The organism is Virgisporangium aurantiacum (assembly GCF_016863635.1).
Taxonomy (GTDB): Bacteria; Actinomycetota; Actinomycetes; order Mycobacteriales; family Micromonosporaceae; genus Virgisporangium; species Virgisporangium aurantiacum.
This window is the reverse complement of sequence record NZ_BOPG01000027.1, coordinates 1-22779: the sequence shown is the minus strand read 5'-3', so window position 1 is coordinate 22779 and position 22779 is coordinate 1. Positions and strand designations below refer to the sequence as shown.

Below are 22779 nucleotides of genomic sequence, written 5' to 3'. Positions count from 1 at the left end.
ACGAGAGCTGGATCGCCTCAGTGCTGCGTCCTGGTGCGAAACGACCGACAATGGGGCGGTCGAAGTGAGGCGGCCCGATGAGCGAAGCGGACCTGGTGTTCACCGGTGGTCCGGTGCTGTGCATGGACGGAGCGCGCACGCGGGCGAGCGCGCTCGCGGTCCGCGGCGGGCGGATCGCGGCCATCGGACGCGACGTCGGCGACCTGGTGGGCCCGGGAACCGAGGTCGTGGAGCTCGCCGGACGGCCGCTGCTGCCGGGCTTCCAGGACGCCCATGTCCATGCCGTGCTGGGTGGCGTGGAACTCGGCCAGTGCGACCTGACCGGCACCGTCGATCCGGACGAGTACCTGCGCCGGATCCGCGCCTACGCCGATGCCCACCCGGGCGCGGAGTGGATCGTCGGGGGTGGCTGGTCGTTGGAGAGTTTCGCGGGCGGCGTGCCCACGGCGGACCTGCTCGACGCCGTCGTGGCGGACCGGCCGGTGTTCCTCTTCAACCGGGACCACCACGGTGCGTGGGTGAACAGCCGGGCACTCGAGCGGGCCGGCGTCGACCGCGACACCCCGGACCCGGCCGACGGTGTGGTCAACCGCGACGCCCACGGACGCCCGACCGGCTGTCTGCAGGAGGGCGCGGTGTCGCTGGTGGCCGGGGTGCTGCCCGCGGTCACACCGGCGGATCGGCTGGCCGGTCTGCTGCGGGCGCAGACGCTGCTGCACTCGCTCGGGATCACCGCCTGGCAGGACGCGATGGTGGGCGGCTCCAACGGCTACCCGGACGTGTCGGACGCGTACCTGACCGCGGCCCGGGACGGCCTGCTGACCGCCGACGTCGTCGGGGCGCTGTGGTGGGACCGGGAGCGCGGCGCCGAACAGATCCCCGACCTCGTCGACACGCGCGCCAGGTTCACCGTCGGACGATTGCGGTGCTCGACGGTGAAGATCATGCAGGACGGCATCGTGGAGAACTTCACCGCCGCGATGACCAGCCCGTACAAGGATGCCCGTGGCGACGCGACCGCCAACACCGGCCTGAGTTTCGTCGATCCCGCCGCTCTCTGCGAGCACGTCACCGCGCTGGACGCGCTGGACTTCCAGGTGCACTTCCACGCCCTCGGCGACCGGGCCGTGCGCGAGGCGCTCGACGCGGTGGCGGCGGCGCGGGCCGCGAACGGGTTCCGGGACACCCGCCCGCACCTGGCCCACCTGCAGGTCGTCGACCCCGCCGACGTTCCACGCTTCCGCGGGCTCGGCGCGTCGGCGAACCTGCAGGCACTGTGGGCCACGCACGAGCCGCAGATGGACGAGCTGACCGTTCCGTTCCTCGGCGACGGCCTGGCCGCCCGTCAGTATCCGTTCGGCGACCTGTTCCGGGCCGGTGCGACCCTGGCCGCCGGTAGCGACTGGCCGGTGAGCAGCCCGGATCCGATGGCGGCGATCCACGTCGCGGTGAACCGCCGCCTGCACGGCCGGACGGGCGCGGCGTTCCTGCCCGACCAGCGAGTCGACCTGGGAACGGCACTGGCCGCCTACACCGCCGGCAGCGCGTACGTGAACCACCGCGACGACACGGGAACCCTGGCCGTCGGCCGGCGCGCCGACCTCGTCGTCCTCGACCGCGACCCCTTCGACGGTCCCCCCGAGGAGATCGGCGCCGCACGGGCCGCCCGCACCTACGTCGACGGAGCCCTGGTGTACGCGTGACTGTCGACGGCGGGGGAAACCGGTGCGATCCGGCCAACCCGCCGCTTCCGGGCGGTCCCGACGGCGAGGTCGATCGCCAGGAACACCACGAGCGAGACCCCGAGGACCGGCATGGCGTATCCGATCGCCAGCACGGCCGGTACACCGACGACGATCGCCCAGGACGGCAACTGCTGCCAGGCCGCCCGGGCCGGTGCGACGCCGAACGGGCGGGCGCGGTCGGCCCGGGTCGGGCGGCGCTGCCACCACATCCGGTACCCCCAGAAGATGACGCACAGCAGCCCGATCGCGAACGCGGCGAGCACGATCTGGTTGGCGATGCCGAACAGCAGCCCCATGTGGGCGAGGACGCCGAGCTTGCTCAGCTTCGCCAGCACCGGCCATTCGGAGTAGTTCACCCGGTCGGTGACCGTGGTGCCGCCCGCGTCGACGGCCACCGAGTCGTAGTGCACCGGCCACAGCATGTCGTCCTGGATGACCGTCCAGGCGCCGCCCGGTGCGGCCGGCACGCTGATCTCGATGTGACCGTCGAGGCCGGCCGCACGGGCGGTACCGACCACCGTGTCGAGGACCGACAGGTCCACCTCGGTCGCTGCCCCGCCGGCCGCGTCGTGGTGCCCGCCGCCCCCGGCGGCAGTCGCGTCGGTCGACACCGCCGGGCGGCCCTTGTCGAAGTGGTCGAGAACCGCGCCGAAATTCCCGCCGGCATACCGTGACCACGTCAGGCCGGTCGCGGCGAGAATCAGCAGGCCCACGGTCAGCCACACGCCGGTCGCGGCGTGCCAGCCGCGGGTGCGGCGCACCCCCTTCCGGGCGGCCAGGTCGGGCAGCAGCGTCCCGCGGACCTTCTTCCGCCGGCCGCGTTGGCGGCGCAGCCACAGCACGAGGCCGCCGAGGGCCACCACCCAGAGCCAGCTCGCCGCGAGTTCCGAGTAGTGCCGGCCGACGTCGCCGAGGTGCAGGTTGCGGTGCAGGTCGTCGAACCAGGTCTGCAGCGGCGTCTCCCCGAACCAGGTTTCCAGGGAGCCCGTCACCCGTGCGGTGTACGGGTCGACGTACACCGTGATCTGATTCTCGCCGAGCCCCTCGACGTTGAACACCACGCGCGTGTTGGCGTCGTTGCCGTCGGGGAGGATGACGGCCGCGACGGTCCCGTCGGGCCGGGCGGCGGACGCGGCCGCGACCTGCTCCGCGAGCGGCCGGCGCTGGCCGGACCCGTCGGTGAAGAACTCGTCGGCGTAGACCAGCCTGTCCAGCGTCGGGGTGAGTGTGAACGCCAGGCCGGTCACCGCGGCGACCACCAGGAACGGCGCGATCAGGATCCCGGCGTAGAAGTGCAGACGCAGCAGCAGCGGCGCGATCGAGCGGCTCGGGGCGGTGACACCGTCACCCAACCGGGAGCCGGCGTCGGCCCGGCTGTCCGGTGGCCCGTCTGCCACGGCGGTCGTCTCTGGTGCGGCCATCGTCACTCCTCATCCGGTACCCGGTCGGTGGGCGTCGGAGGTATTGGTCGTCCACCACCGGCGAGAAGTTCCCATTTACAGCCGTGGATATGATTTCCCCTACGCGCCGACCATGGGGGATTCGATGCGAACTGTTGCGCGACTATTGATCATGCTCGCCTGCCTGGTGGGGTCGGGAGTGCCCGGCCCGGCGGCGTCCGCCGCGGCACCCGCGCCCACGCTCTCGGTGGAGGCCGACCGCTGGCACGTCACCGCGAAACTGACCGGCGTCACCCTGTTCGAGTTCTTCGTGACGGCGCCCGGCCGACCCGACCGGTACGTCCGTGACGTCGGCCCGCGGTTCACGGTCGACCCGCTGGTCTACGGCGGCCTCCCGGTGAAAGTCACCGCCCGCGGGCGGACGTCGCCGACCGACGCGTGGTCGTCGGCCGTCACCTTCACCGTGGCAGAGGCGAAGCCGTCGCTCGCGCTGGCGGCCGACCGGCGGCACGTCACCGCGAGCCTCCCGCTCGCCACCAGCTTCGTCTTCGTGGTGAAGTCGAACGGCCTGGACGACTTCTACGTCGACAACGTCGCCTCGACGTTCGCGGTCGATCCGTGGACGTACGGCGGCCGGACGGTGCGGGTCAGCGCCCGCGCGCAGGGTACGGCGGGCAATCCGTGGGCGACGTCGGTCGAGTTCACCGTGCCGGCCCCGACCGCCGGCGTACCGGTGGTCGAGATCGGGCCGGACCGCCGGCACGTGCGCGCGACGCTGCCCGGCGCCACCACCTTCGTCTTCGTGGTGAAGAGCGCGGACCTGGCCGACCGGTACGTCGAGGCGCCGTCGCCGTTCGTCATCGATCCGGCGGTGTACGGCGGCCGGACGGTGCGGGTCAGCGCCCGCGCCGCGGGACCCGCGAGCAACCCCTGGGCACCCGAGGTCACCGTCGCGGCTCCGCCGGTCAAGTACTACGGCGTCGCCAACGCGCACGGACCGCGCGGTGACGCCGGCGCCGACGCAAAGCGGGTCGGCCTCACGCTCGACCGCGACGACTGGAAGTACCCGGCGTCGTTCGCCGAACTCGACGCGGTGATGGCGCGCGACGTCGCCGACGGGCTCACGCCGCTGCCCATCCTGAGCCACTACCAACGCATCTCCACCATCGACGTCGACGCGTGGTCGGCCTGGGCCGCCGGTGTGGTCGCCCGGTACGGCCCGGGCGGCACCTACTGGGTCGGGCGCACCGACGGTCACCTCGCCCCGGTCTACTTCGAGATCCTGAACGAGCCGTTCGTGCCGTGGTTCTACCCGTCGCCGGAGCCGGCCGCCTACGCGACGTTCTTCCGGACCGTCGTCACCCGGGCCCGCGCCGCCAACCCGAACACGAAGTTCCTGCTCGCCACCGACCCGCAGCCGTTCCACGACGGCAACGGCAACTGGACCACCCGGTCATGGAACGACCTGGTGAAGGCCGCACCCGACGGACCGGCGGCGATCGCCCTGGCCGACGCGGTCACCGTGCACCCGTACAACTCCTACCAGGAGGCGCTGGGCTGGGGCCGGGCCACCGACACGCACGCCGACTTCCCCACCAAGCCCGTATGGCTGACCGAGATCGGCTTCCGCCTCGACGTCGAACTCGACGGCACCGTCCTGACGCAGGAGGGCCAGGCGGCCTATCTGCAGCGCAGCCTCGCCGACTTCGTCAACTGGCCGTGGGCCCAGGCGTACGTCTGGTTCAAGATGTTCGACTACAGCGCCACCACCACCGACCAGAAGTGGGGCATCGTCAACTGGGACGGCACGCACCGCCTCGCCTACGACGCGTACCGGGAGTTCATCTCGTGACGATGTCCAACTCGTTGCCCTCCGGGTCGGCGACCGTGTGACCACCGGGGAGGAGCCGCCCACCGGCGGCCACCGCGGCGTCGATCCGGACCCGGGCCTGATCGTGGGGTACGGCAAGGCTGAGGTGGACGCGGTTGCGGTGCTCCCGCCGGCCGGCGTCCGACGCGTCGGTCGGCTGGAAGAACAGGACCGGATTGAGCCGACGCGGATCGCAGATGTCGGTCAGGAAGTCCCGCGGGTCGGGCCGGTACCCGAGCACGGACATCCAGAACGCCCGCACCGCGGGAACGTCGACCGCGTCGATGCCGACCTGGACGAAGCGCGGGCGGGTCGGGTCGGCGGCGAGCCCGAGGTCGTGGGCCGCCGCCTGGATCCGACCGGCCAGGGCGAGGAACCCGGTGGTGGCGGTGCCTGTGCCGTCCTCCCACAGGTCCTTTCCGCTGTCGATCGTGACGCCGTCGGGCCGCACGTCGACCAGCAGCGGCAGCCCCGCGTCGTCGGCCAGACCGGCGACGGCCGCCGCGAGTTCGGCCGCCCGCACCGGCGAGTCGACGGCGTAGAACGTCACCGCGGCGAACAGCGCCTGCCAGTCGGCGGTCTCCGGCTCCTTCGCGATGCCGCCGCCGGGCACCAGGTCGACCACATTCCCGTCGGCGTCGGCGAGCGCGACGCCGAACGGCCCGGACGGCTCCTGCCCGACCGTGGCCCGGGCCGCCGCCACCGCGTCCGGCGCGCGGACCACGTCGACGTGGATCCGGTCGCGCACCGGCCGGGGCGGGCTCTCGTGGAACGACAGCGCCGGATCGCGTCGGGACGGATCCGCGAGCCCGTCGGCGCCGGCGGGCCCGTAGCCGAGCACGGCCCGCCAGAACGGCACCAGCGACGACCGGTCGGCGGTCTCGATCACGAGGCGCACGGTCTGGAGCACGGCCGGATCCGCGGTCAGGCCCAGGTCGTGGGCGGCCGCGGAGACCGAGCGGGCAAACTCCGCGTCCGTCGGGCCGAGCCGCACACGGACCCCGCCGGGTCGCAGATCGACGTCGGGCGGGCCGCCGGCGGGCGTCAGGTCGGCGATCCGGCGGACGAGCGCCGCACCCGCGGCCATCGACGGCGCGCCGAACCAGGCGCTCGCGCCGGCGTCGAGAACGCGCCAGTCCCCGTGCTGGAAGTCGGTCACAGCCCGACCCTAGACCCGGGTACGGCGGTACGGTGTCCTGATGGTTGAGCCGGGTGGCTTCGTCCTGCTGCCGTACCGGACCATCGACGGTCTCCTGCAGACGCACCGGCACCTTCCGGAGGGTCTGCACATCGTCCGCGACGCGGACGAGTGGGCCCGCCTGTGGACGCGGGTGGACTCCCGCCCGCCGTCGGAGCCGCCGGCGTTGGCAGTGTCCTGGCAGACCGAGATGTGCGTCGTCGTCTCCCTCGGGCAGCGGTCGAGCGGCGGGTACTTCGTCGTGATCGACATGATCGGGGACTTCGACGGCGTACTCACCGTGCGGGCATGGGAGATCCGGCCCGGCCCCCACTGCGGAACCACGCGCGCCGTCACCAGCCCGTTCCACGCCGTGGCGGTTCGTGCCCATCCCGGTGACGGCAGGATGGCGTTGCGCATCGCCTACGAGGACTGCGAAGCGACCATCTCGTAGACGAACTCCAGCCCGTCCTCGTCGTCCCACTGCTCGCCGACCTTGACGAAGCCGTACTGCAGCGCCAGCCCGACCGAGGGCAGGTTGCCGGGGCCGATGCTGACCCGCACCCGACGCACGTCCGGCTCCGTCGCCGCCCGGTCGAGCAACGCCTCCAACGCGGCCCGGGCGTAGCCGCGGCGCCGGTGCTGCGGGTCGACGCGGTAGCCGATCTCCACCAGGCCCGACGCGTCCGGCGGCCCGTGGAACCCGGCCGCGCCGACCGCCAGGTGACGGCGCTCGTCCCAGATGACGCCGGTGACCCACGCCGCGTGGGACGGATCCCGCTCGCACTGGTCGCGGCGCATGCGCCACAGTCCCTGGCACTCGGGGCCGGCGAGGTAGGGCGAGAGCGGCACCGGGCCGGCCGCGTTCGCGGCGTCGAGGTCGCCGTCGGCGAGGGCGCGGAACGCCGCGACGTCCAGGTGCACGATGCGGATGTTCACCACGCCATGGTGTCAACAGGTGCGTCAGCGGTTGACGTACGGGTCCAGCGCCGCGCGGAGGTCGTCGGGGTCGAGTTCCGAGTACAGCTCGTCGTCGTCACCGACGTAGGTGGGGCAGTCGCCGTCGTCGCCGGTGACCCGCACCGACCCGACCCGGCGGTGCGAGCGCAGCTCGTACACGTCGACCGTGTAGGTGGCCGACCGCATCGTCAGCGTCTTCACGTCGCTGCCGAGCTGCTCCCGGTAGACGCAGTTGTCGAGCGTGGCGCCGGATCCGGTGCGGCGCACGCACGCGACGAGCTGGATCTCCCGCGGCGAGGTGACACCGTAGCCGGGCGGCGGGTCCTTGACGGCCACCGACATCGGCCCGTACTCGCGCCCGTTCTGGTCGTCCACCTCGGCGAACGCCCGGATCGGGTGCGGCGCCGGCCCGGCCAGGCGCGGCGCGTCGGGGAACTTCGCGCCGGCCCGCTCGCACGCGCGGGCCAGCCCGTCCACGTCACCCGGCAGTTTCTCGCTCCGGACGATGAAGTCGGGCAGGAACACCAGCCACGCGGTGACCAGCAGCACGACGGCCAGCACGCCGGCGACCACCGCCCGCGCCACCACCGGCGGCCGCACCGGCGTGCGGTCGAGGATCGACCGGATCAACGCGCCGCGGCCGGTCATCGCGTCGATGCGGACGAACATCGGCCGGCCACCACCAGCCGCGGCGTCGACCGCCTGCACCTCGAACACCGACTCGGTGCCGGCCCGGTGCTCGACGACGCCGGCGATCGACGCCCACGGCAGCACGGTGGGCGTCCCGTACTTCGGTATCAGCACGAGCCCGCCGTCGGCGGCGCCGATGTGGTACCACCCGGCCGGGTCCCCCGTGTCGAGCCGGTACACCAGGTACAGGAACAGGCCGATCACGGTCGCCGCGATGACGTACCCGAACGTCGCCGACAGGTTGACGTAGACGGTGGCCGCCGCGAGGGCGCCGCCGAAGACCAGCCAGCCGAGGCCGCGGCTGGCCATGGTGCGCCGGGTGCGGTACCGGCGCCGGACCGGCCCGATGCCCGCCCGCTCGGCCAGCTCCGCCATCTCGGCCCGCCGACGCAGCGGACCGATCCACCGCAGCGGCCCCGGCAACTGCCTCGGTCCCACCTGACGCACCGGCATCTCCCGCCGCCGAAGACCATCGAGGACGGTCATTCTAACGAGGCGTGGCAACGGAACCGGCGCTACAGCAGGCTGTAGTGCCGTGGGCAACCGGCACCAGGCAGACTGGGCGCCGTGTCGAGAACGGGGCAGGCGTGGCGCGGCGGGGTCTACCTGCTGGGGTCGCTGATGTCCGGTGCCGCCACCGTGCTCGTGCTGCCGCTGCTGTTCCATCCCCGGCTGGCCCGGCTCTGGGCGAACTGGCACCGCGACCGCGCCGGCCGGTTGCTCGGTACGCCGCTGGAACCCCGTCCCGCCCGGCGTCGGTGGGCGGATGCGGCGACGCCCCGCGACCTGCTGTGGCTGCCGGTGAACGCCCTGACCGGGTTGGCGCTCGGCCTGCCCGCGCTGCTGTGCGTGGGCAACATCGTGGTCGCCGCGATCGCCACGCCGCTGTGGTGGGCGTTCCGGCCGGTGGACCGGCCCCGGCTGTTCGTCGACGTTCCGGTGACGGGCTGGGCGACGGCACTCACCCTGGGTCCACTACAGATCGTCCTGCTCGCCGCGGTCGCCTATCTGGCGTTCCGGCCGATCGCCCGCGCCCACGCCCGGATCTGCCTGGCCGTGCTGTCGCACTCGACGGCCGAAGAGCTCGCCGAGCGCGTCGAGGTGCTGACCCGCACCCGGGCCGACGTGCTCGACGCGCACGGTGCGGAGCTGCGCCGGATCGAACGCGACCTGCACGACGGCACCCAGGCCCGGCTGGTGGCCACCGCGATGCGGCTCGCCGTGGCCCGGCAGGCGTTCGCCGACGACCCGCGCGACGAGGCGTTCGTGGAAGGGCTGCTCCGGGACGCGCACGAAGGGATCGAAGAGGCGATGACCGAACTCCGCGACGTGATCCGGAGCGTCTATCCGCCGATTCTCGCCGACCGCGGCCTCGCCGGTGCCCTGACCGCGGTGACCACCCGCTGCGGCGTGCCGACCCGGCTGACGATCGGCGACCTCGACCGGGTGCCGGCGGCCGTGGAGGTCGTCGTCTACTTCGCCGTCGCCGAGGCGCTCACCAACGTCGCCAAGCACAGCCGCGCGACCGCGGCGGGCGTCCGGGTCGACCGCGCCGGCGACCGGTTGTCGGCGGTCATCACCGACAACGGCACCGGCGGCGCCGACGACAGCCGCGGCACCGGTATCGCCGGGATCCGCCGCCGGGTACTCGCGCTCGACGGCACCGTCGACGTCGACAGCCCCACCGGGGGGCCGACCACCATCACCGTGGAGCTGCCGTGCGGGTCGTGATCGCCGAGGACAACGTGCTGCTGTCCACCGGGCTGGAGCTGCTGCTCGGCCGGGTGGGCTTCGAGATCGTCGCCATCGTCGACGACGCGGAGGGCTTCCTCACCGCCGTGCGGGAGCACCGGCCCGACGTCACCATCGTCGACGTCCGGCTGCCGCCGTCGTTCCGCGACGAGGGGATCCGGGCCGCCCTCCAGGCCCGCCGGGAGCATCCCGGCCTGCCGGTGCTGGTGCTGTCGCAGTACGTCGAGCAGCAGTACGCCGCCGAACTGCTGTCCACCACCGGCGGCGGCGTCGGCTACCTCCTGAAGGACCGGGTCAGCCGGGTGGACCAGTTCGTCGACGCGCTGCGCCGGGTCGCCGCCGGCGGCACGGCCATGGACCCCGAGGTCATCGCGCAGCTCGTCCAGCGCGCCGGCGACCCGATCGACGCCCTCACGCCGCGCGAGCGCGAGGTGCTCGCGTTGATGGCGCAGGGACACGACAACACCGCGATCGGGCAGCAGCTCGTCATCACCGACAACGCCGTCCACAAGCACATCGGCAACATCTTCACGAAGCTCGGACTGGCGGTGACCGACAGCGGTCACCGCCGCGTCCTCGCGGTCCTCACCTACCTGAACGCGGCGGGGCTCCGGTGACCGTCATTCGCGGACGCCGATCGCGTCGACCGGCTCCTGCCGCATGGCAATGCGGGTGGACGCCATGACCGCGGCCCGGCCGAGCAGCGCTGCCACGGCGACGATCCCCAGGTAGGCCAACGGCGGGACGGACGGGATCAGCGTCCGGGTGAGCCCGATGCTCGTGCCGACCAGCGACGGCACCGCGGCCAGGGTGCCGATGAGCACGGCCGCGACGACGATGATGCGCGCCTCGCTCCGCATCATCGCGTGCACCTGCCGGCGGGTGGCGCCGACCAGTCGCAGCAACGCGAACTCGCGGAAGCGTGCGGCGGTCGCCATCACCAGCGTGTTCACCACGGCGATCGCGAGGTAGCCGAGCAGCACCGCGTTGAGGATGAGCCCGACCGCCGACTCGCCGGCCGAGGCGTCCCGCTGCGCGGCGACGAACGACCCGCGGTCGCTCACCCGCAGCGTGGGTGCGCCCGTCAGCGCGGACCGCAACGCGTCGCCGAGCCTTCCGGGGTCCGTTCCCGCGGCCGCCGCGACGAGGACCGCGGTATCGAGACGGTCGGTGGTGTGCGCCAGGACGAGGTCGTGCGGCAGGGTGACGTCACCGAGGCCGAGCCCGCGTTCGTAGATCGCGACCACCGTGGGCCTGATCGGCGTGCCGTCGCCCAGCCGAAGGTCGACCGTGTCGCCGAGCCCGACGCCGATCGTGCTCGCCGCGATCCGGCTCACCGCCACGGCGTCGCCCTTCACGGCTGCGACATCCCCCTCGATGACGTCGAGGTCGATGGTCCGGTCGTCGCCGACGATCCCCTGCGTCGCGTAACTCCGGTACTGCGGGCCGTCCTTCGGGCCGAAGACCACCAGCGTCCGCGTGCGGACGACCGGGGTCACGGTGGCGACGCCGGGCACGGCGCGGAGTGTGTCGGCAACCTCGGGCGAGACGCCGGCCGAGGTCGACGTGACGACGAAGTCGGCGCGCAGCCCGTCGGCGGCCTGGCGTTGGGCGGCCGCGGTCGCGGTCGTGCCGCTGAAGAGCTGACCGGCGCCCAGCGTGATGCCCATGATGAGCGGCGTGGTCGCCGCGGCGATCCGCCGCGAGTTGGCGTGCGCGTTCGCGGTCGCGAGAAACCCGCTGACGCCCGACCGGCGGTTCAACCAGGGACCCAGCACGGTGACAGCGCCGCCGAGCAGCCGCGGCCCCAGCAACGCGACCGCGACGACGAGCATGAACGCCGAGAAGGCGGCGCTCTCCGCGGACCCCTCGCCGACGAGCCTCCACGGCACCACGAACGCCATGGCGAGCGCGGCGGGGACCAGCAGCACGCCGGCGGTCACCCGGAACCACCCGAGCTTCGGCGGCTCGACCGCGGCCTCGCCCAGCGCGTCCACCGGCCGGAGTCTCGCCGCGCGCCGCGCCGCGATCCAGCCGCCCAGCCGGGCGCCGACCAGACACAGCACCACCGCCGCGAGCACCGGCAGCGGGCCGATCGACAGCTCGAAGTCCGCCGGTACCGCGCCGACGAGCGTGAAGGTCGCGCGGAAGAGGAACGCCAGCCCGATGCCCGGGATCACCCCGAGCACCGCGCCGAGCGTCCCCACCACCATCGTCTCGGCGGAGATCATGCGGAGCACCTGCTTCGGCGTCGCGCCGATCGCCCGCAGCAGCGCCAGTTCGCGCAGCCGCTGCCGGACGGACAGCGCGAGCGTGCTCCCCACGACGACCATGATCACCAGAATCATCGTGCCGCCGAACGCCAGGGCCAGCTCGCTGATGAACGACCGCGTGGTTCCGATGTCGAGGAACTCGACCTCGGCGCGGTCGCCGCCGGTGTAGACGACGGTGTTCCTGACGGCTTTGCTGATGGCGTCCGCCAGGTCTTCGGCGTCGACACCCTTCTCGGCGAGGACGCCGATCGCGTCGACCCGGTCGGGTTGGCCGGTCAGTTCCCGGGCGCGGTCGTCGGTGAAGAACACCGCGGGCTGCCGTCGTCCCTCCTGGCCCACGATGCCCGTCACCGTGTAGGTCGACGTCGTCGAGCCGACCGCGAGTTCGACCGTCTCGCCGACGCTCTTTGCCAGCGCGGGGTCCACTACGACGTCGTCCCGTTCCGTCGGCGCCGTGCCGGCGCTGAGGGTGAACGCCCCCAACACGGCCGACCCCCAACCGTGTCCCGCGGCGTTCGTGTTCCCCAGGCTCACCGGGACGCTCACGTCACCGATCGCCGCCCGGACGCCGGGCACCCGCGCGACGTCGCCGACCGTGCCGGCCGGCAGGGTCGCCCGCTCGGCGTACCGGGGATCCACGTCGTCGGCCACCGGCAGCGCCTGCCGGGCGCCCACCACCACATCGGCGGACCGGTACCGCTCGGTCGGCGCACCCGACCGCTCGCTGCTCTCCAGCAGGATCCCGCAGGCCGTGATCACCGCCGAGCCGAACAGCACGGCGACGAACGCCGCGACGAACCCGCCCTTGCGTCCCCGGATCGTGGCCCACGCCAGTCTCATGAGTCCCCCAGGTGGGTCATCCGCTCGGCGATCCGCTCGGCCGACGGTCGGTCCAGCTCGCCGGCCACCCGGCCGTCCGCGAGAAACACCACGGTGTCGGCCCGCGCGGCCGCGACCGGATCATGGGTGACCATCAGCACGGTCTGGCCCAGCTCGTCGACGATCTTCCGGAGCAGGTCCAGCACCTGACGCCCGCTGCGGCTGTCGAGCGCACCCGTCGGCTCGTCGGCGCACACCAGGTCGGGCCGGGTGACGAGCGCCCGGGCGATCGCCACCCGCTGCTGCTGCCCACCGGAGAGCTGGCTCGGCCGACGGTCGTGCTGCTCGGCGAGCCCGACCGCGGCGAGCACCGTGTCCAGGTGCCCGCGGTCGACGGACTTCCCGGCCAGCCTGACCGGCAACGTGACGTTGTCGGCCACGGTCAGCGCGCCGAGCAGGTTGTACGCCTGGAACACGAACCCGATCCGGTCGCGCCGCAGCTCGGTCAGCTCGGTCTCCGACCGGCCCGACAGCTCCGTGTCCCCGAGCACCACCCGCCCCGCCGTCGGCCGGTCCAGGCCGGCCGCGCAGTGCAGGAACGTACTCTTGCCGGACCCGGACGGCCCCATGACGGCGGTGAACGTCCCGCGCGGGAACCCGGCGGTCACCCCGTCGAGCGCGCGCACCGCGTTCTTCCCCGACCCGTATTCCTTGGACACCCCGTCCAGGCGCACCGCGTATCTCATGGTGATCGACGCTAGGTTCGCCGCCGGCCCGGACCGATACCCCCTGCCACCGGACCCGTGGTACAGCTGGCTGTAGTACCGGCACCTCCTCGCTTCCCACCCGATGATTGGATCGTCGGCATGGCGACGGTCCGGCACCTGTGGCAGTTGTACGAGCCTTTGCACGCGGTCACCTATTTTGCGCCGCAGGCGCGGGCCGCGTATGAACGCGTCGCGCTTCGCGGGTACTGGCGTGGGTACTTCGCGGGGCGGGCGGCTCCGCTGGGGGTGGTCGGGGCCGCACCGGTCACCGCCCTGTTCTTCTCGTTCGCGCCGGCCATGGTCGCCCGTGCCGTGCCCGACGTGTGGGCGCGCGCGTCGCCGGACGAGGCGTTGGCGGCCCGCCTCGACGGGGCGACGGCCGCGCTCCGCGCGATTCTGCCGCCCGGGCCCGCACACTGGGCGGAGGCGGCCGACCTGTTGGAGGCCGCCGCGCGGGCGGTGGTGACCGACGGACGGGCGCTCGCCGCGGCCAACGCCGCCCTGCCGTGGCCGACCGATCCGCTCGCCCGGTTGTGGCACGCCGCCACGGTGCTGCGGGAGCACCGGGGTGACGGGCACGTCGCCGCGTTGGTGGACGCCGAGCTCGACGGGTGCCAGGCGCTCGTCCTGCGGGACGCCCTGTACGGCGGACGCGAACAGCTGCAACCCAACCGGGGCTGGGGCAACAGCGAATGGGACGCCGCGGCACGGGCTCTGGCGGGACGCGGGCTGCTCGGCGACGACGGCCGTCCCACCGCCGCGGCAGAGGCGTTGCACCGGGCCGTCGAGGACCGCACCGACCGCCTCGCCGCCCGACCCTGGGCCGCGATCGACCAGCCTCGGCTGGCACAACTGTTGGCCCCGTTGGCGGACGCCGTCGAGGTGTTCGTCCCCTACCCCAACCCGATGGGCGTGCCCCGGGCTACCGCTGACCCGGGGAGCGGCCATGGCCGGGCTGGGTGAACCGGAGCGGCAACAGCGGTTCCTGGACCGGCTGCAGCGGCGCGTCGCGGACCTGCCGTGGGTCGCCGTGGTCGTCGTCATCGGGTCGCTGGCGTCGGACCTCGCTGACGGGGTGAGCGACGTCGATCTGCTCGTCGGCGTCCACGACGGGGCGTTCGACCAGGCGTGGCGCGACCGTGACCGCCTGCGGGTGACCGGCACGGTGCACAGCTGGGACCACTGGCTCGACGAGCCGAACGGCGCCGGCACCCACAAGTGGTTGACCTCCGACATCGTGCTCGTCGAGGCGCTCATCGGGGTGCCGGCCAGCGGGATACGGCTGGCACCCCCGTGGCGCGTTCTCGCCGGCGATCCGCACGTGGCGGACCGCTGGCCGGCTCGCCCGCCCGTTTCCCGTGCCGAAGCCGGTCCCGGTGCCCTCCACCCGGTCGAGGCCGCCTACGACGACTTCAAGGCACGATTGAGAAGATCAGCCACGACCTGAGCCGGTCGTGTTCGTGCACGGCACGGCCGGTCGCCGGCCGGCATCGCGGTCTTCGGAACGCCGCCGGTCGCCGACGCGGCCGGCCCCGCCGCCGCGTTCCGGCCGAACCCGGCGGTCGCGATCGGGTTCACACCCGACGTGGGCACCGCACGTCGAACAGCCCGGCGCGTTCGCCGCCCTGCTGACCGCGTTCGTCCAGGACTGCGCCTGAGCGTCAGGCGTCGGCCTCGATGGCGAAGGTGTTGCCGTCGGGGTCCTGGAACCACGCGATCCGCCCGCCGCCGGCCCGGGCGGTGATTCCGCTGGCGTCGTGGTCGAACTGCTCGTAGCGGACGAACTCGACGCCGGCCGAGACGAGCTCGTCGACGATCCGGTCGATGTCGTCGACGTACCACGTCGCCAGGGTCGCCGGCGTCTTCCCGGCGGTGGCCGACTGGTAGACGTTGAGCGCCGGCCCGCCACCGGAACCGTAGACGCGACTGCCGTTCGCGATGGTGGCGCTGGGTCCGGACCTCAGTGCCCGGAGGCCGAGTTTGCCTTCGTAGAACCCGATCGCCGCCTGTATGTCGGACACGGCGATCGACGTTCTGACGGGATGCTCGCTCAACGGCATGACCCACCATCTCACGCTCAGGCCTTGGTGATGACGGGGTCGGTGGCCAGGTGTTGGGTGCGTTGCCGGATGACGGTGCGAAGCTGGTCGGCCTCGGCGGTGGCCTTTTGCCGATCGCTGCCGTCGACGGTGGCGAGGACCGACGCGATGCGGTCGACGGAGGTCAGGGCGGTGGCGCCGGCGAACATCTTGCGGTACAGCTCGCGGTAGGCGTCCTCGTAGGTCGTGGTGAACGCGGCGCTGGCGAGGAAACGGTCCTTGAGTTTGTGGCCGCCACCGCCGAAGCCGCCGGGCCGTCCCTGGCCGCCGCCGGGTTGCTGGGCGCCGCCGGGTTGCTGGCCGCCGCCGGGTTGCTGGCCGCCGCCGGGTTGCTGACCGGCGCCCGGCGGGGGCTGCATTCCCTCCGGTGGCTGGAAACCGCCCCGCCCGCCGCCCATGGTCATCGCGTCGTGGGGACCCTGGGTGGCGTTGCCGGAGAAGGTGAGGTTGTAGTCCCAGCCGACGACGGTGAACTTCCGGCTCTTCAGGTCGTACCAGAGGTAGTAGTTGCGGCCGGGGCCGGACATGTCGTCGAAGTTCAGCAGCAGGTTCTGCACCGCGAGGTAGCGGGCGAACGACGGCACGTCGACGTGGTCGGCGAGGTGCTTGGCGAACTCGGCGTCGCTGCTGGAGGTGACCCATTTGATCAGGTCGATGACGGGTTGCAGGTCCTGGCTGCCCTTCATCGTGATCTGCTTGAAGTCGTCGGTGTACGCGGTGGGATCGTCGCCCTGGTCGGCGAACTGGCCGGAGGCCAGGCTCTTGTAGAGGACGCCGGAACCGCCGAGCGTGCCGGCGAAACCCTCGTCGGGGTGTTCCACGATGAGCCGGGCGGTGGTGGGCCGGTCGTTGACGGTGAACCCGGTGTAGGCGTAGCGCTGGGCGGTCTGGCCCGCGGCGGCGAGGACGTCGAGGGACACCGCCTCGTTGAGGACGGTGGTTCCGCCGCCCATTCCGGCGACCCGCACGGCGATCTCGCGGTGGCCCTGGTAGACGCGGCCGTCGACGAACTCGTCGAAGCGGATCAGCCACGGCAGCGTCTCCGGCTCCTCCGCCTTGAGGGACGCCCGGTTGAACCCGCCGCCGGCGGGAGCGCCGCCGCCCGGGAAACCGCCCGGATTCCCGCCCGGAATGCCACCGTTCTGGCGCTGGCCCTGCCCGCCACCCGGGCCGAAGCCGCCCGGCCGGCTGACGCCGTTGCGGGTCAACCCGCCCAGCGTGGAGTTGCCCTTGAGACGGATGCCGACGCTGGCCATGGTGGTGCCGTCGATCGTGATGTCGGCCTCGAGGAACTCCTTCTCGCCCTCCGTCCAGAACGAGTCGAGCAGCCGTTGGTAGTCGTCGTCGTGGAAGGTGAGCTTGATGCTGTGCGCGACCGTCGCGTCGAACAGGTCCGTGGTGCCGGCGACGTTCCGGGTGACCGTGTCGGCGGTGTCGTCGCTGGCGCTGGTGACCAGTGGGGCGACCCGCACGGTGCTGAACACCACCGCGCACGTCACCAGGAACGCCGCGCAGACGGCGAGCAGCTTCCAGTAGTGCCGTACCCGCACGGGGATCCGATGCCGGAGCGACATCAGAGGTCCGTCTGGTCGTACCCGGTCAGCACCGTCACCCGCTGGCCACCGGTCCGCTCGCCGAGCGCGGTGATCAGCTGGCCCGGCTCGTGGCCCTTCTTGAGCCGGACCGTGTACATGATCTCGGTGAGCGCGCCGCCCCGGATCGACTCCATGCTGACCAGTTCGAACTCGCTGGTGTGCGCGATCAGCACGTCCTGGATGTGGTTCAGGTAATCGCCGTCGGGCGGCACCTGCACCTTCACCACCTGCCGCTGCACGTTGGCCGCGAACCAGTTGAAGCGGAACATCACGAGGATCACCAGGCAGATCGCCACCGAGGCGACGATCGCCAGCGTGTAGAACCGCGTACCGGCGGCCATCCCGATGCCCATCACCAGGAAGATGAACCCGACGTCGCGCGTCTCCTTGATGGCGTTGCGGAACCGCACCACTGACAACGCGCCGACCAACGCGAACGCCCGCGCGATGTTCGAGCCGACCACCAGCATGATCAACGAGATCAGCATGCCCAGGATCACGAGGGTCTGCACGTAGGACTGGCTGTAGGAGATGTTCCGGTGGGTGAACCGGTACACCCAACCGATCATCACGCTGAGCACGAACGACAGCGTCAACGAGATGGCGATGTCGCCGACGCTGAACGTGCCGGACAGGTCCTGGACATCAAACGGCATATGACACCTCGGTAGGAATGTGGAAGATCGATCGGGGCGCCCGGCCGAACGCCTCGACGCCCTGGCAGTACTTGGACATGCGGACCACCGACATGTTCAGCTCGCCGGTGAGGTCGGTCAGCCAGTACGGCACCCGCTCGTTGGCTTTGAACTCCACCACCGCCAGCCGGGCCGGCACGATGAGCCGGTTCTCGGCGTCGGCGTCGAACCGGAAGTCGCGGTCGCGGCCGCGGACGCGGTGGTCCATGGTGACGCGCAGGCCGACCTCGGCGCCGCGGCCGAGGAACGCCTCGCGCTGGTAGCCGGTGACCGCCACCGGACGCAGGTCCAGCCCGGACGCCAGCTCCAGCACCTCCTCGACGAACGCGCGCTGGGCCGGGTCGTGCTCCACCATCACGCGCTGGTCGCACAGGTCGCGGGCCAACCGGTACGGCAGGGCGATCCGGCGCTTCTGGGTGACCCGGTTGACCCGCTGCTTGATCTCGACGAACACGGTGGTGTCGTCGTCGACGGTGAACCGGTCGCCGTAGTGGCGGATCCGCAGCTTGCGGCGGAACCGCAGCCCCTCGATCTTCTCCCAGTAGAACCGCAGGTCGGTGGTGTCGTAGTAGACGCTCCACACGCCGTAGCCGCCGCTGACACCGTGGCTGTCGACGTCGAGCCGGGCCGCGAGCTCGTGCCGCAGCGCCGGCACGGCGTCGGCCGGCATCAGGTACTTGATCTCGTAGCGGTTGAACGCGTGCAACGCGCTCGGCGCCCGCAACGCGTGACCGACGTCGTCGACGACCGCCGCAGGGTCGACGGCCGACGGAACCGGGGTCGGCGGCGAGGCACGGCGGCGTCGGAACGGCAGGCGCATGGCAGGCCCATCTCTGAATGACAGGGACGAACATGGATGCAAGCAGCCGAACCTCAAAGAACCCTGGAAACGGGATCCCAACTACACGTGAACGCCGGGTGAACGCGCTCAGTTCTCGTACTGCTGCTCCGGAGCCGGCACCGGGCGGGAGTCGACGACCACGATGAACGGGATCGGCCCGCCGTTGATGTCGTCCTTCGCCATGCGGTCGGTGTAGGTTCCGGTGACCTCGATCCAGGTGTCCGGTTTCAGGTCCGGCGGCAGGGTGCCGGCGAGGCCGACCTTGATGGGCTGGGCGTCGGCGGCGCAGCAGTTGAGCGTCATCCGGGTGAGGTACGGCGTGCCGGTCCGCCCGTAGCTGATGAAGCCGGTCAGCCGGATCCGCCGGCCGTCGAGCGACCGGCCGTGGTCGAACGCCGCGCGGGCGGCGTAGTCCAGCACCGGCATCGGCAGCGGGTCGGTCGCGGGGAGGTCGGCGTAGCCGACGGGTTGCTGCAGCGCCGTACCGGCCCGGCCCGCGGTGTACGAGCCGAGCGCCGGCGGTGCCGCGATCACGAGGGCGAACACCGGGGCGACGAGCAGCCAGGACAGGCGCGACTCGCGGTGACCGTGACCGTGGCCGTCGTCGTGCTCGTCCTGCCGCTGGGACCGGTACTCCTGCCACAGCGTCACCGCGGCCGTGACGAGCAGCACGACGGCCGTGATGATCAGGAGCGGACGCAGGCCCGCCTTGACATAGCGCAGGTAGGCGTCGGTGAGGCTGGCGTACAGGACCGCCCCGCCGACCAGCCCGGTCACGATCCCCTGCGTCTCCCGGTTCACAGGAACACCCCCACGGCCACCGAAACACCCACCGCGACCACGAACGTGGTCGGTGCGAACCGCAGCGCGAACCCGCGCCCGAACGTGCCGGCCTGCATGGCGATCAGCTTCAGGTCCACCATCGGGCCGACCACGAGGAACGCGAGCCGGGCGGTGAGCGAGAACTGCGACAGCGACGCGGCGACGAACGCGTCAGCTTCCGAACAGATCGACAGGACGACCGCGAGCAGGGCCAGCGCGAGCACCGACACCACCGGGTTGCCGGCGACCGCGGCCAGCCACGCCTCCGGCACGACCGCCTTCAGGGTGGCCGCGACGGCCGCGCCGAGCACCAGGAAGCTCCCCGCGTGCAGCACGTCGTGGCGCACCGACGTCCAGAACGCGGTCGCCCGGCTCTGCCCGTCGGTCGACGGGCGCGCCGGCGGGCGGATCCAGTCCGCGCGGCCCAGCCGGTGCCACAACCAGCCCATCGCGCACGCGACGAGCAGGCTCGCCACGAACCGGGCCAGCACCATTTCCGGGTTGCCCGGGAACGCGACCGCGGTGGCCGTCAGCACCACCGGGTTGATCGCCGGCGCCGACAGCAGGAACGTGAGGGCCGCGGCCGGCGTCACCCCGCGCCGGACCAGCGCACCGGCCACCGGAACCGACGCGCACTCGCAGCCGGGCAGCACCGCACCGGCCGCACCGGCGACCGGAACCGCGAGACCGGGCCGGCTGGGCAGCGCCCGGGCGAAGAACGACGGCGGCACGAAGACCGCGATCACCGCCGACAGGACGACGCCGAGCACCAGGAACGGCAGGGCCTGGGTGACCACCGCGATGAACACCGTCATCCAGCTCTGCAGCGCCGGACCGGACAGCAGCCCGGAGATCGGCCCGCGCGCCATCGTCACCAGCAGCAGCACCACGGTGAAGGCGAGAACCGAGTTGAGGCTGCGGTCGGCCGGCTTGCGGGCGGAGCCGGTCTCCGGGCTGATGTCCGGGCCGGTCTCGGTGGTGGTCACGGTCGGAAGTACGCCCGCCGGGCGCCGACGGTTCAGCGGCCGCTCAGGAATGCCACCAGCGAGCCGCTGTCGGTGCGCACGGTCCGGCCGCCGCTCCCCCAGCTCCAGGCGCTGTCGGTGGCCTCCAGTCGGACATCGGTCAGGTCGACCCCGAACCAGGCGCCGTTCGCGCCGGTGAGCAGGTCGAGGACGGCGGTCACCGCCTCGTCCGGCGCGACCGTGGGCAGGCCGAGCGCGATCGTCACGTCCAGGGAGTGGATGACGGCGTGGCTCAGCGCGCCGGCCGCGCCGCCTCCGGGCGGTTGCCACCCGTGCAGTTTCGGGGACCGGAGCTGGCCGAGCAGGTCCTCGGTGGGCAGCGAGGCGTCCCGGGCGGCCACGGTGTCGGACAGCACCCCGAAGTCGCCGCCGGCCGCCGCCATCTCGGCACCGAACTGCTCGGGGGTCAGCCGGGCCGGCATCGTCATGTGCGCGACCACATGACGCACGAGCCATTTCTCGCACAGCGACGGCTTGTCCCAGGCCCCGGCGGTTTCCAGGACGTCGGCGAGCCGGTTGCAGGTCGGCGCCACCAGGGACTGCAGGTCGGTCACGTCGGTCTCCTCGCTTGTAGGTGTTCCTCGAGCTTGTCCAGGGACGTGGCGAACCCGGCGCGGGCCTCGGGCGTCCGCATGGCCTCGGGTACGTGCCGCTGGTGGATGACGACGGCGGTGGTGCCGTCGCCGAGGTCGTCGAGCGTGCTGGTGGTGTGCATCCCGCTCGCCGGCTCCACCCAGGCCAGCCGCTCCGGCGGAACGACCTCGGTGAACGTGGCCACCATCCGGTAGCTGCCGTGGTCGCCGACCATCAGCGTCTCGAAGCGCCCGCCGGGCCGCAGCTCGACGACGATGCCGTCGAGCGGGGTGGTTATGCCCCGCGGCCCCCAGAACCGGGCGAGCTCGGCCGGTTCGGTGAGGCACCGCCACACCAGGTCGCGCGGCGCGTGGAAGACCCGCCGGTAGACGAGTTCGTCATCGCTCACCGGTCCTCCTGCAGATCGGCGAGGCGCGACTCCAGCCGGTCCATGCGGTCCGCCCAGGTCCGCCGGCTCGCCTCGATCCACGAGAGCGCCGCCTCGAGCGCCGCCGGTTCGAGCCGGCACGGCCGGGTCTGCCGATGCCGTCCCCGGCTGATCAGCCCGGACCGCTCCAGAACCCCGATGTGCTGCGAAACGGCCTGCATGCTCATGGCGTACGGCTCGGCCAGCTCCTTGACGGTCGCCTCGCCCACGCCGAGCCGGGCCAGAATGTCCCGCCGTGTCCGATCGCTGAGCGCCGTGAACACGGCGTCGAGCCGTTCGTCCTCGGTGGTGCTTGTCATGCACCTTACTCAAGCATCAGCTTTATCAACCGTCAACTAGAAGAATGCGGCCTCGATCGAGCCGTCGCCCATCTGCGGCAGGGAGGCCGACCGGGCGTCCGAACCCTCGGCCAGCGGACGCCCCGGCCCGTAGGTATGCGTCGGCGACGTCGGGCCGAAGCCAGTCGAGGCCGGCCTGTCGGGCGGCGGGGATGAGCAGCGGGGTGAGGGTGTACGCGGCGGTGCCGGCGGGCAGGGTGGCGAGGGCGACGATGGCGCCGGCGACCGTGTCGAGCGGCGGGCGTGGGCGGCTCGCCCGCTGGGGTCGAAGGGTTCACGCCAACCGATGGCCCAACCGGCACCCAACTGCCGGTGGGCGGGTACCCAACTGACCCCAACTGACCCAACCGGTCGCGGATCCAGTTGGGTCAGTTGGGTGCTCAACGGGCGGCCCCGACCCCCGTCTGAGTCATCACCCGGCCGGCGGCCTCCTCGTCGGGCGCCGTGACCGGTGCGGTCCTGGCCCGGTCGACCCGGGTGACCGGTACCGCGGTCGGCAGGCCCACCGGTCACCGGACCGGTTCCGTGACCGGTCCCGGCGGTACCGACGGCGGCCTCGGCGGTATCACGGCGGTCCTGCCGCGGTACCGCCGCGGTACCGCCGCGGGACGGTCCGCGTGGCCACCGGTACCGGACCGCGGTTCGGCCAGACCGGCTCCTGCCCGGTCACGGCCGCACCGGTCCCGGCGTCGGACCGGTGACCTCCAGCCCCAGCGGCGCACATCCAGGCGGTACCAGTCGAGCACCGCAACGAGTCGGGCTCGCAGCCAGGCAGCCGCCACTCAACTGACCAGTTGGGGTAACCGTTGGTCGTCGACCGACACGCCGCCGCTCCGGGCAGCCGACCAGTTGGGCGCCAGTTGGGCCCGGTCGGGTCCGGTTGGGTCCCG

At 72.5% G+C, this 22779-nt stretch carries 22 protein-coding genes; 7 read left to right on the top strand and 15 right to left on the bottom strand.

The genetic code is table 11. The annotated features are described in order from the left end of the window. Positions 1 to 77: 77 nt before the first annotated feature. Positions 78 to 1703: an amidohydrolase gene (locus Vau01_RS21360; protein ID WP_203995650.1), complete on the top strand. Its 1626-nt coding sequence runs from the start codon at positions 78 to 80 to the stop codon at positions 1701 to 1703. Here Vau01_RS21360 and Vau01_RS21355 read toward each other — a convergent pair. Beyond that, the gene (locus Vau01_RS21355) at positions 1673 to 3166 is read right to left on the bottom strand and encodes a PepSY-associated TM helix domain-containing protein (protein WP_203995649.1); all 1494 of its coding nucleotides are present in this window, start codon (positions 3164 to 3166) and stop codon (positions 1673 to 1675) included. The two genes, Vau01_RS21360 and Vau01_RS21355, sit on opposite strands and share 31 nt — an antisense overlap. Before the next feature lie 124 nt (positions 3167 to 3290). Here Vau01_RS21355 and Vau01_RS21350 point away from each other — a divergent pair, with 124 nt between their 5' ends. Next, a complete protein-coding gene (locus tag Vau01_RS21350) occupies positions 3291 to 4997 on the top strand; it encodes a glycosyl hydrolase (protein WP_203995648.1) in 1707 nt (568 codons plus the stop codon). On the opposite strand, the gene Vau01_RS21345 is transcribed toward Vau01_RS21350, so the two are convergent. Then, positions 4987 to 6174 carry a VOC family protein gene (locus Vau01_RS21345; protein ID WP_239151756.1) on the bottom strand — a complete coding sequence of 396 codons (1188 nt, stop codon included), beginning with the start codon at positions 6172 to 6174 and terminating at the stop codon, positions 4987 to 4989. The two genes, Vau01_RS21350 and Vau01_RS21345, sit on opposite strands and share 11 nt — an antisense overlap. A 40-nt stretch (positions 6175 to 6214) precedes the next feature. Here Vau01_RS21345 and Vau01_RS21340 point away from each other — a divergent pair, with 40 nt between their 5' ends. After that, positions 6215 to 6646 (top strand): protease complex subunit PrcB family protein, encoded by a 432-nt coding sequence (locus Vau01_RS21340; protein ID WP_203995646.1) that lies wholly within the window; start codon positions 6215 to 6217, stop codon positions 6644 to 6646. On the opposite strand, the gene Vau01_RS21335 is transcribed toward Vau01_RS21340, so the two are convergent. Both Vau01_RS21335 and Vau01_RS21330 read right to left on the bottom strand, forming a co-directional pair. Next, positions 6616 to 7131 (bottom strand): GNAT family N-acetyltransferase, encoded by a 516-nt coding sequence (locus Vau01_RS21335; protein ID WP_239151755.1) that lies wholly within the window; start codon positions 7129 to 7131, stop codon positions 6616 to 6618. The genes Vau01_RS21340 and Vau01_RS21335 overlap by 31 nt on opposite strands. Positions 7132 to 7155: 24 nt before the next feature. Further along, complete coding sequence (locus Vau01_RS21330; protein ID WP_203995644.1) at positions 7156 to 8289, bottom strand: hypothetical protein; 1134 nt, start codon at positions 8287 to 8289, stop codon at positions 7156 to 7158. A 120-nt stretch (positions 8290 to 8409) separates the two neighbouring features. On the opposite strand from Vau01_RS21330, the gene Vau01_RS21325 reads away from it, so the two are divergent. Together Vau01_RS21325 and Vau01_RS21320 are read left to right on the top strand one after the other, a co-directional pair. Then, entirely contained in the window at positions 8410 to 9573 is a 1164-nt protein-coding gene (locus Vau01_RS21325) for a sensor histidine kinase (RefSeq protein WP_239151754.1), read from the top strand. Then, entirely contained in the window at positions 9561 to 10211 is a 651-nt protein-coding gene (locus Vau01_RS21320) for a response regulator (protein WP_203995637.1), read from the top strand. Before Vau01_RS21325 ends, Vau01_RS21320 begins: the two co-directional genes overlap by 13 nt. 3 nt (positions 10212 to 10214) lie before the next feature. On the opposite strand, the gene Vau01_RS21315 is transcribed toward Vau01_RS21320, so the two are convergent. Continuing rightward, complete coding sequence (locus Vau01_RS21315; RefSeq protein WP_203995635.1) at positions 10215 to 12707, bottom strand: FtsX-like permease family protein; 2493 nt, start codon at positions 12705 to 12707, stop codon at positions 10215 to 10217. Continuing rightward, complete coding sequence (locus tag Vau01_RS21310; RefSeq protein WP_203995633.1) at positions 12704 to 13432, bottom strand: ABC transporter ATP-binding protein; 729 nt, start codon at positions 13430 to 13432, stop codon at positions 12704 to 12706. The genes Vau01_RS21315 and Vau01_RS21310 overlap by 4 nt, the downstream gene beginning before the upstream one ends. A 120-nt stretch (positions 13433 to 13552) precedes the next feature. Here Vau01_RS21310 and Vau01_RS21305 point away from each other — a divergent pair, with 120 nt between their 5' ends. Together Vau01_RS21305 and Vau01_RS21300 are read left to right on the top strand one after the other, a co-directional pair. Beyond that, positions 13553 to 14416, top strand: coding sequence for an SCO6745 family protein (locus Vau01_RS21305; RefSeq protein WP_203995632.1), 864 nt, complete (start codon positions 13553 to 13555; stop codon positions 14414 to 14416). Continuing rightward, entirely contained in the window at positions 14400 to 14900 is a 501-nt protein-coding gene (locus Vau01_RS21300) for a hypothetical protein (RefSeq protein WP_203995631.1), read from the top strand. Before Vau01_RS21305 ends, Vau01_RS21300 begins: the two co-directional genes overlap by 17 nt. A gap of 214 nt (positions 14901 to 15114) precedes the next feature. Here Vau01_RS21300 and Vau01_RS21295 read toward each other — a convergent pair whose 3' ends face one another. The 9 genes from Vau01_RS21295 to Vau01_RS21255 form a co-directional block, all read right to left on the bottom strand. Further along, the gene (locus Vau01_RS21295) at positions 15115 to 15513 is read right to left on the bottom strand and encodes a VOC family protein (RefSeq protein ID WP_203996047.1); all 399 of its coding nucleotides are present in this window, start codon (positions 15511 to 15513) and stop codon (positions 15115 to 15117) included. A gap of 17 nt (positions 15514 to 15530) precedes the next feature. Continuing rightward, entirely contained in the window at positions 15531 to 17126 is a 1596-nt protein-coding gene (locus Vau01_RS21290) for a CotH kinase family protein (protein ID WP_203995630.1), read from the bottom strand. Then, the gene (locus Vau01_RS21285) at positions 17126 to 17803 is read right to left on the bottom strand and encodes a DUF4956 domain-containing protein (protein ID WP_203995627.1); all 678 of its coding nucleotides are present in this window, start codon (positions 17801 to 17803) and stop codon (positions 17126 to 17128) included. Before Vau01_RS21285 ends, Vau01_RS21290 begins: the two co-directional genes overlap by 1 nt. Further along, positions 17793 to 18662, bottom strand: coding sequence for a polyphosphate polymerase domain-containing protein (locus tag Vau01_RS21280; RefSeq protein ID WP_203995626.1), 870 nt, complete (start codon positions 18660 to 18662; stop codon positions 17793 to 17795). Before Vau01_RS21280 ends, Vau01_RS21285 begins: the two co-directional genes overlap by 11 nt. A gap of 108 nt (positions 18663 to 18770) precedes the next feature. Further along, positions 18771 to 19484, bottom strand: coding sequence for a TIGR03943 family putative permease subunit (locus tag Vau01_RS21275; protein WP_203995625.1), 714 nt, complete (start codon positions 19482 to 19484; stop codon positions 18771 to 18773). After that, positions 19481 to 20374, bottom strand: a complete 894-nt coding sequence (locus Vau01_RS21270; protein ID WP_203996045.1) for a permease — start codon at positions 20372 to 20374, stop codon at positions 19481 to 19483. The genes Vau01_RS21275 and Vau01_RS21270 overlap by 4 nt, the downstream gene beginning before the upstream one ends. Before the next feature lie 149 nt (positions 20375 to 20523). Beyond that, positions 20524 to 21084, bottom strand: coding sequence for a maleylpyruvate isomerase family mycothiol-dependent enzyme (locus Vau01_RS21265; protein WP_203995624.1), 561 nt, complete (start codon positions 21082 to 21084; stop codon positions 20524 to 20526). After that, positions 21081 to 21512, bottom strand: coding sequence for an SRPBCC family protein (locus Vau01_RS21260; RefSeq protein ID WP_203995623.1), 432 nt, complete (start codon positions 21510 to 21512; stop codon positions 21081 to 21083). Before Vau01_RS21260 ends, Vau01_RS21265 begins: the two co-directional genes overlap by 4 nt. Further along, a complete protein-coding gene (locus Vau01_RS21255) occupies positions 21509 to 21850 on the bottom strand; it encodes an ArsR/SmtB family transcription factor (RefSeq protein WP_203995616.1) in 342 nt (113 codons plus the stop codon). Before Vau01_RS21255 ends, Vau01_RS21260 begins: the two co-directional genes overlap by 4 nt. Positions 21851 to 22779 lie beyond the last annotated feature (929 nt).

Bases quoted from the DNA above. Each gene is read 5' to 3' on its own strand.
- Vau01_RS21360 (WP_203995650.1), top strand. From the start codon at position 78: ATGAGCGAAGCGGACCTGGTGTTCACCGGTGGTCCGGTGCTGTGCATG.
- Vau01_RS21355 (WP_203995649.1), bottom strand. From the start codon at position 3,166: ATGGCCGCACCAGAGACGACCGCCGTGGCAGACGGGCCACCGGACAGC.
- Vau01_RS21350 (WP_203995648.1), top strand. From the start codon at position 3,291: ATGCGAACTGTTGCGCGACTATTGATCATGCTCGCCTGCCTGGTGGGG.
- Vau01_RS21340 (WP_203995646.1), top strand. From the start codon at position 6,215: ATGGTTGAGCCGGGTGGCTTCGTCCTGCTGCCGTACCGGACCATCGAC.
- Vau01_RS21315 (WP_203995635.1), bottom strand. From the start codon at position 12,707: ATGAGACTGGCGTGGGCCACGATCCGGGGACGCAAGGGCGGGTTCGTC.
- Vau01_RS21310 (WP_203995633.1), bottom strand. From the start codon at position 13,432: ATGAGATACGCGGTGCGCCTGGACGGGGTGTCCAAGGAATACGGGTCG.
- Vau01_RS21305 (WP_203995632.1), top strand. From the start codon at position 13,553: ATGGCGACGGTCCGGCACCTGTGGCAGTTGTACGAGCCTTTGCACGCG.
- Vau01_RS21300 (WP_203995631.1), top strand. From the start codon at position 14,400: ATGGCCGGGCTGGGTGAACCGGAGCGGCAACAGCGGTTCCTGGACCGG.
- Vau01_RS21295 (WP_203996047.1), bottom strand. From the start codon at position 15,513: ATGCCGTTGAGCGAGCATCCCGTCAGAACGTCGATCGCCGTGTCCGAC.
- Vau01_RS21290 (WP_203995630.1), bottom strand. From the start codon at position 17,126: ATGTCGCTCCGGCATCGGATCCCCGTGCGGGTACGGCACTACTGGAAG.
- Vau01_RS21285 (WP_203995627.1), bottom strand. From the start codon at position 17,803: ATGCCGTTTGATGTCCAGGACCTGTCCGGCACGTTCAGCGTCGGCGAC.
- Vau01_RS21280 (WP_203995626.1), bottom strand. From the start codon at position 18,662: ATGCGCCTGCCGTTCCGACGCCGCCGTGCCTCGCCGCCGACCCCGGTT.
- Vau01_RS21270 (WP_203996045.1), bottom strand. From the start codon at position 20,374: ATGGCGCGCGGGCCGATCTCCGGGCTGCTGTCCGGTCCGGCGCTGCAG.
- Vau01_RS21255 (WP_203995616.1), bottom strand. From the start codon at position 21,850: ATGACAAGCACCACCGAGGACGAACGGCTCGACGCCGTGTTCACGGCG.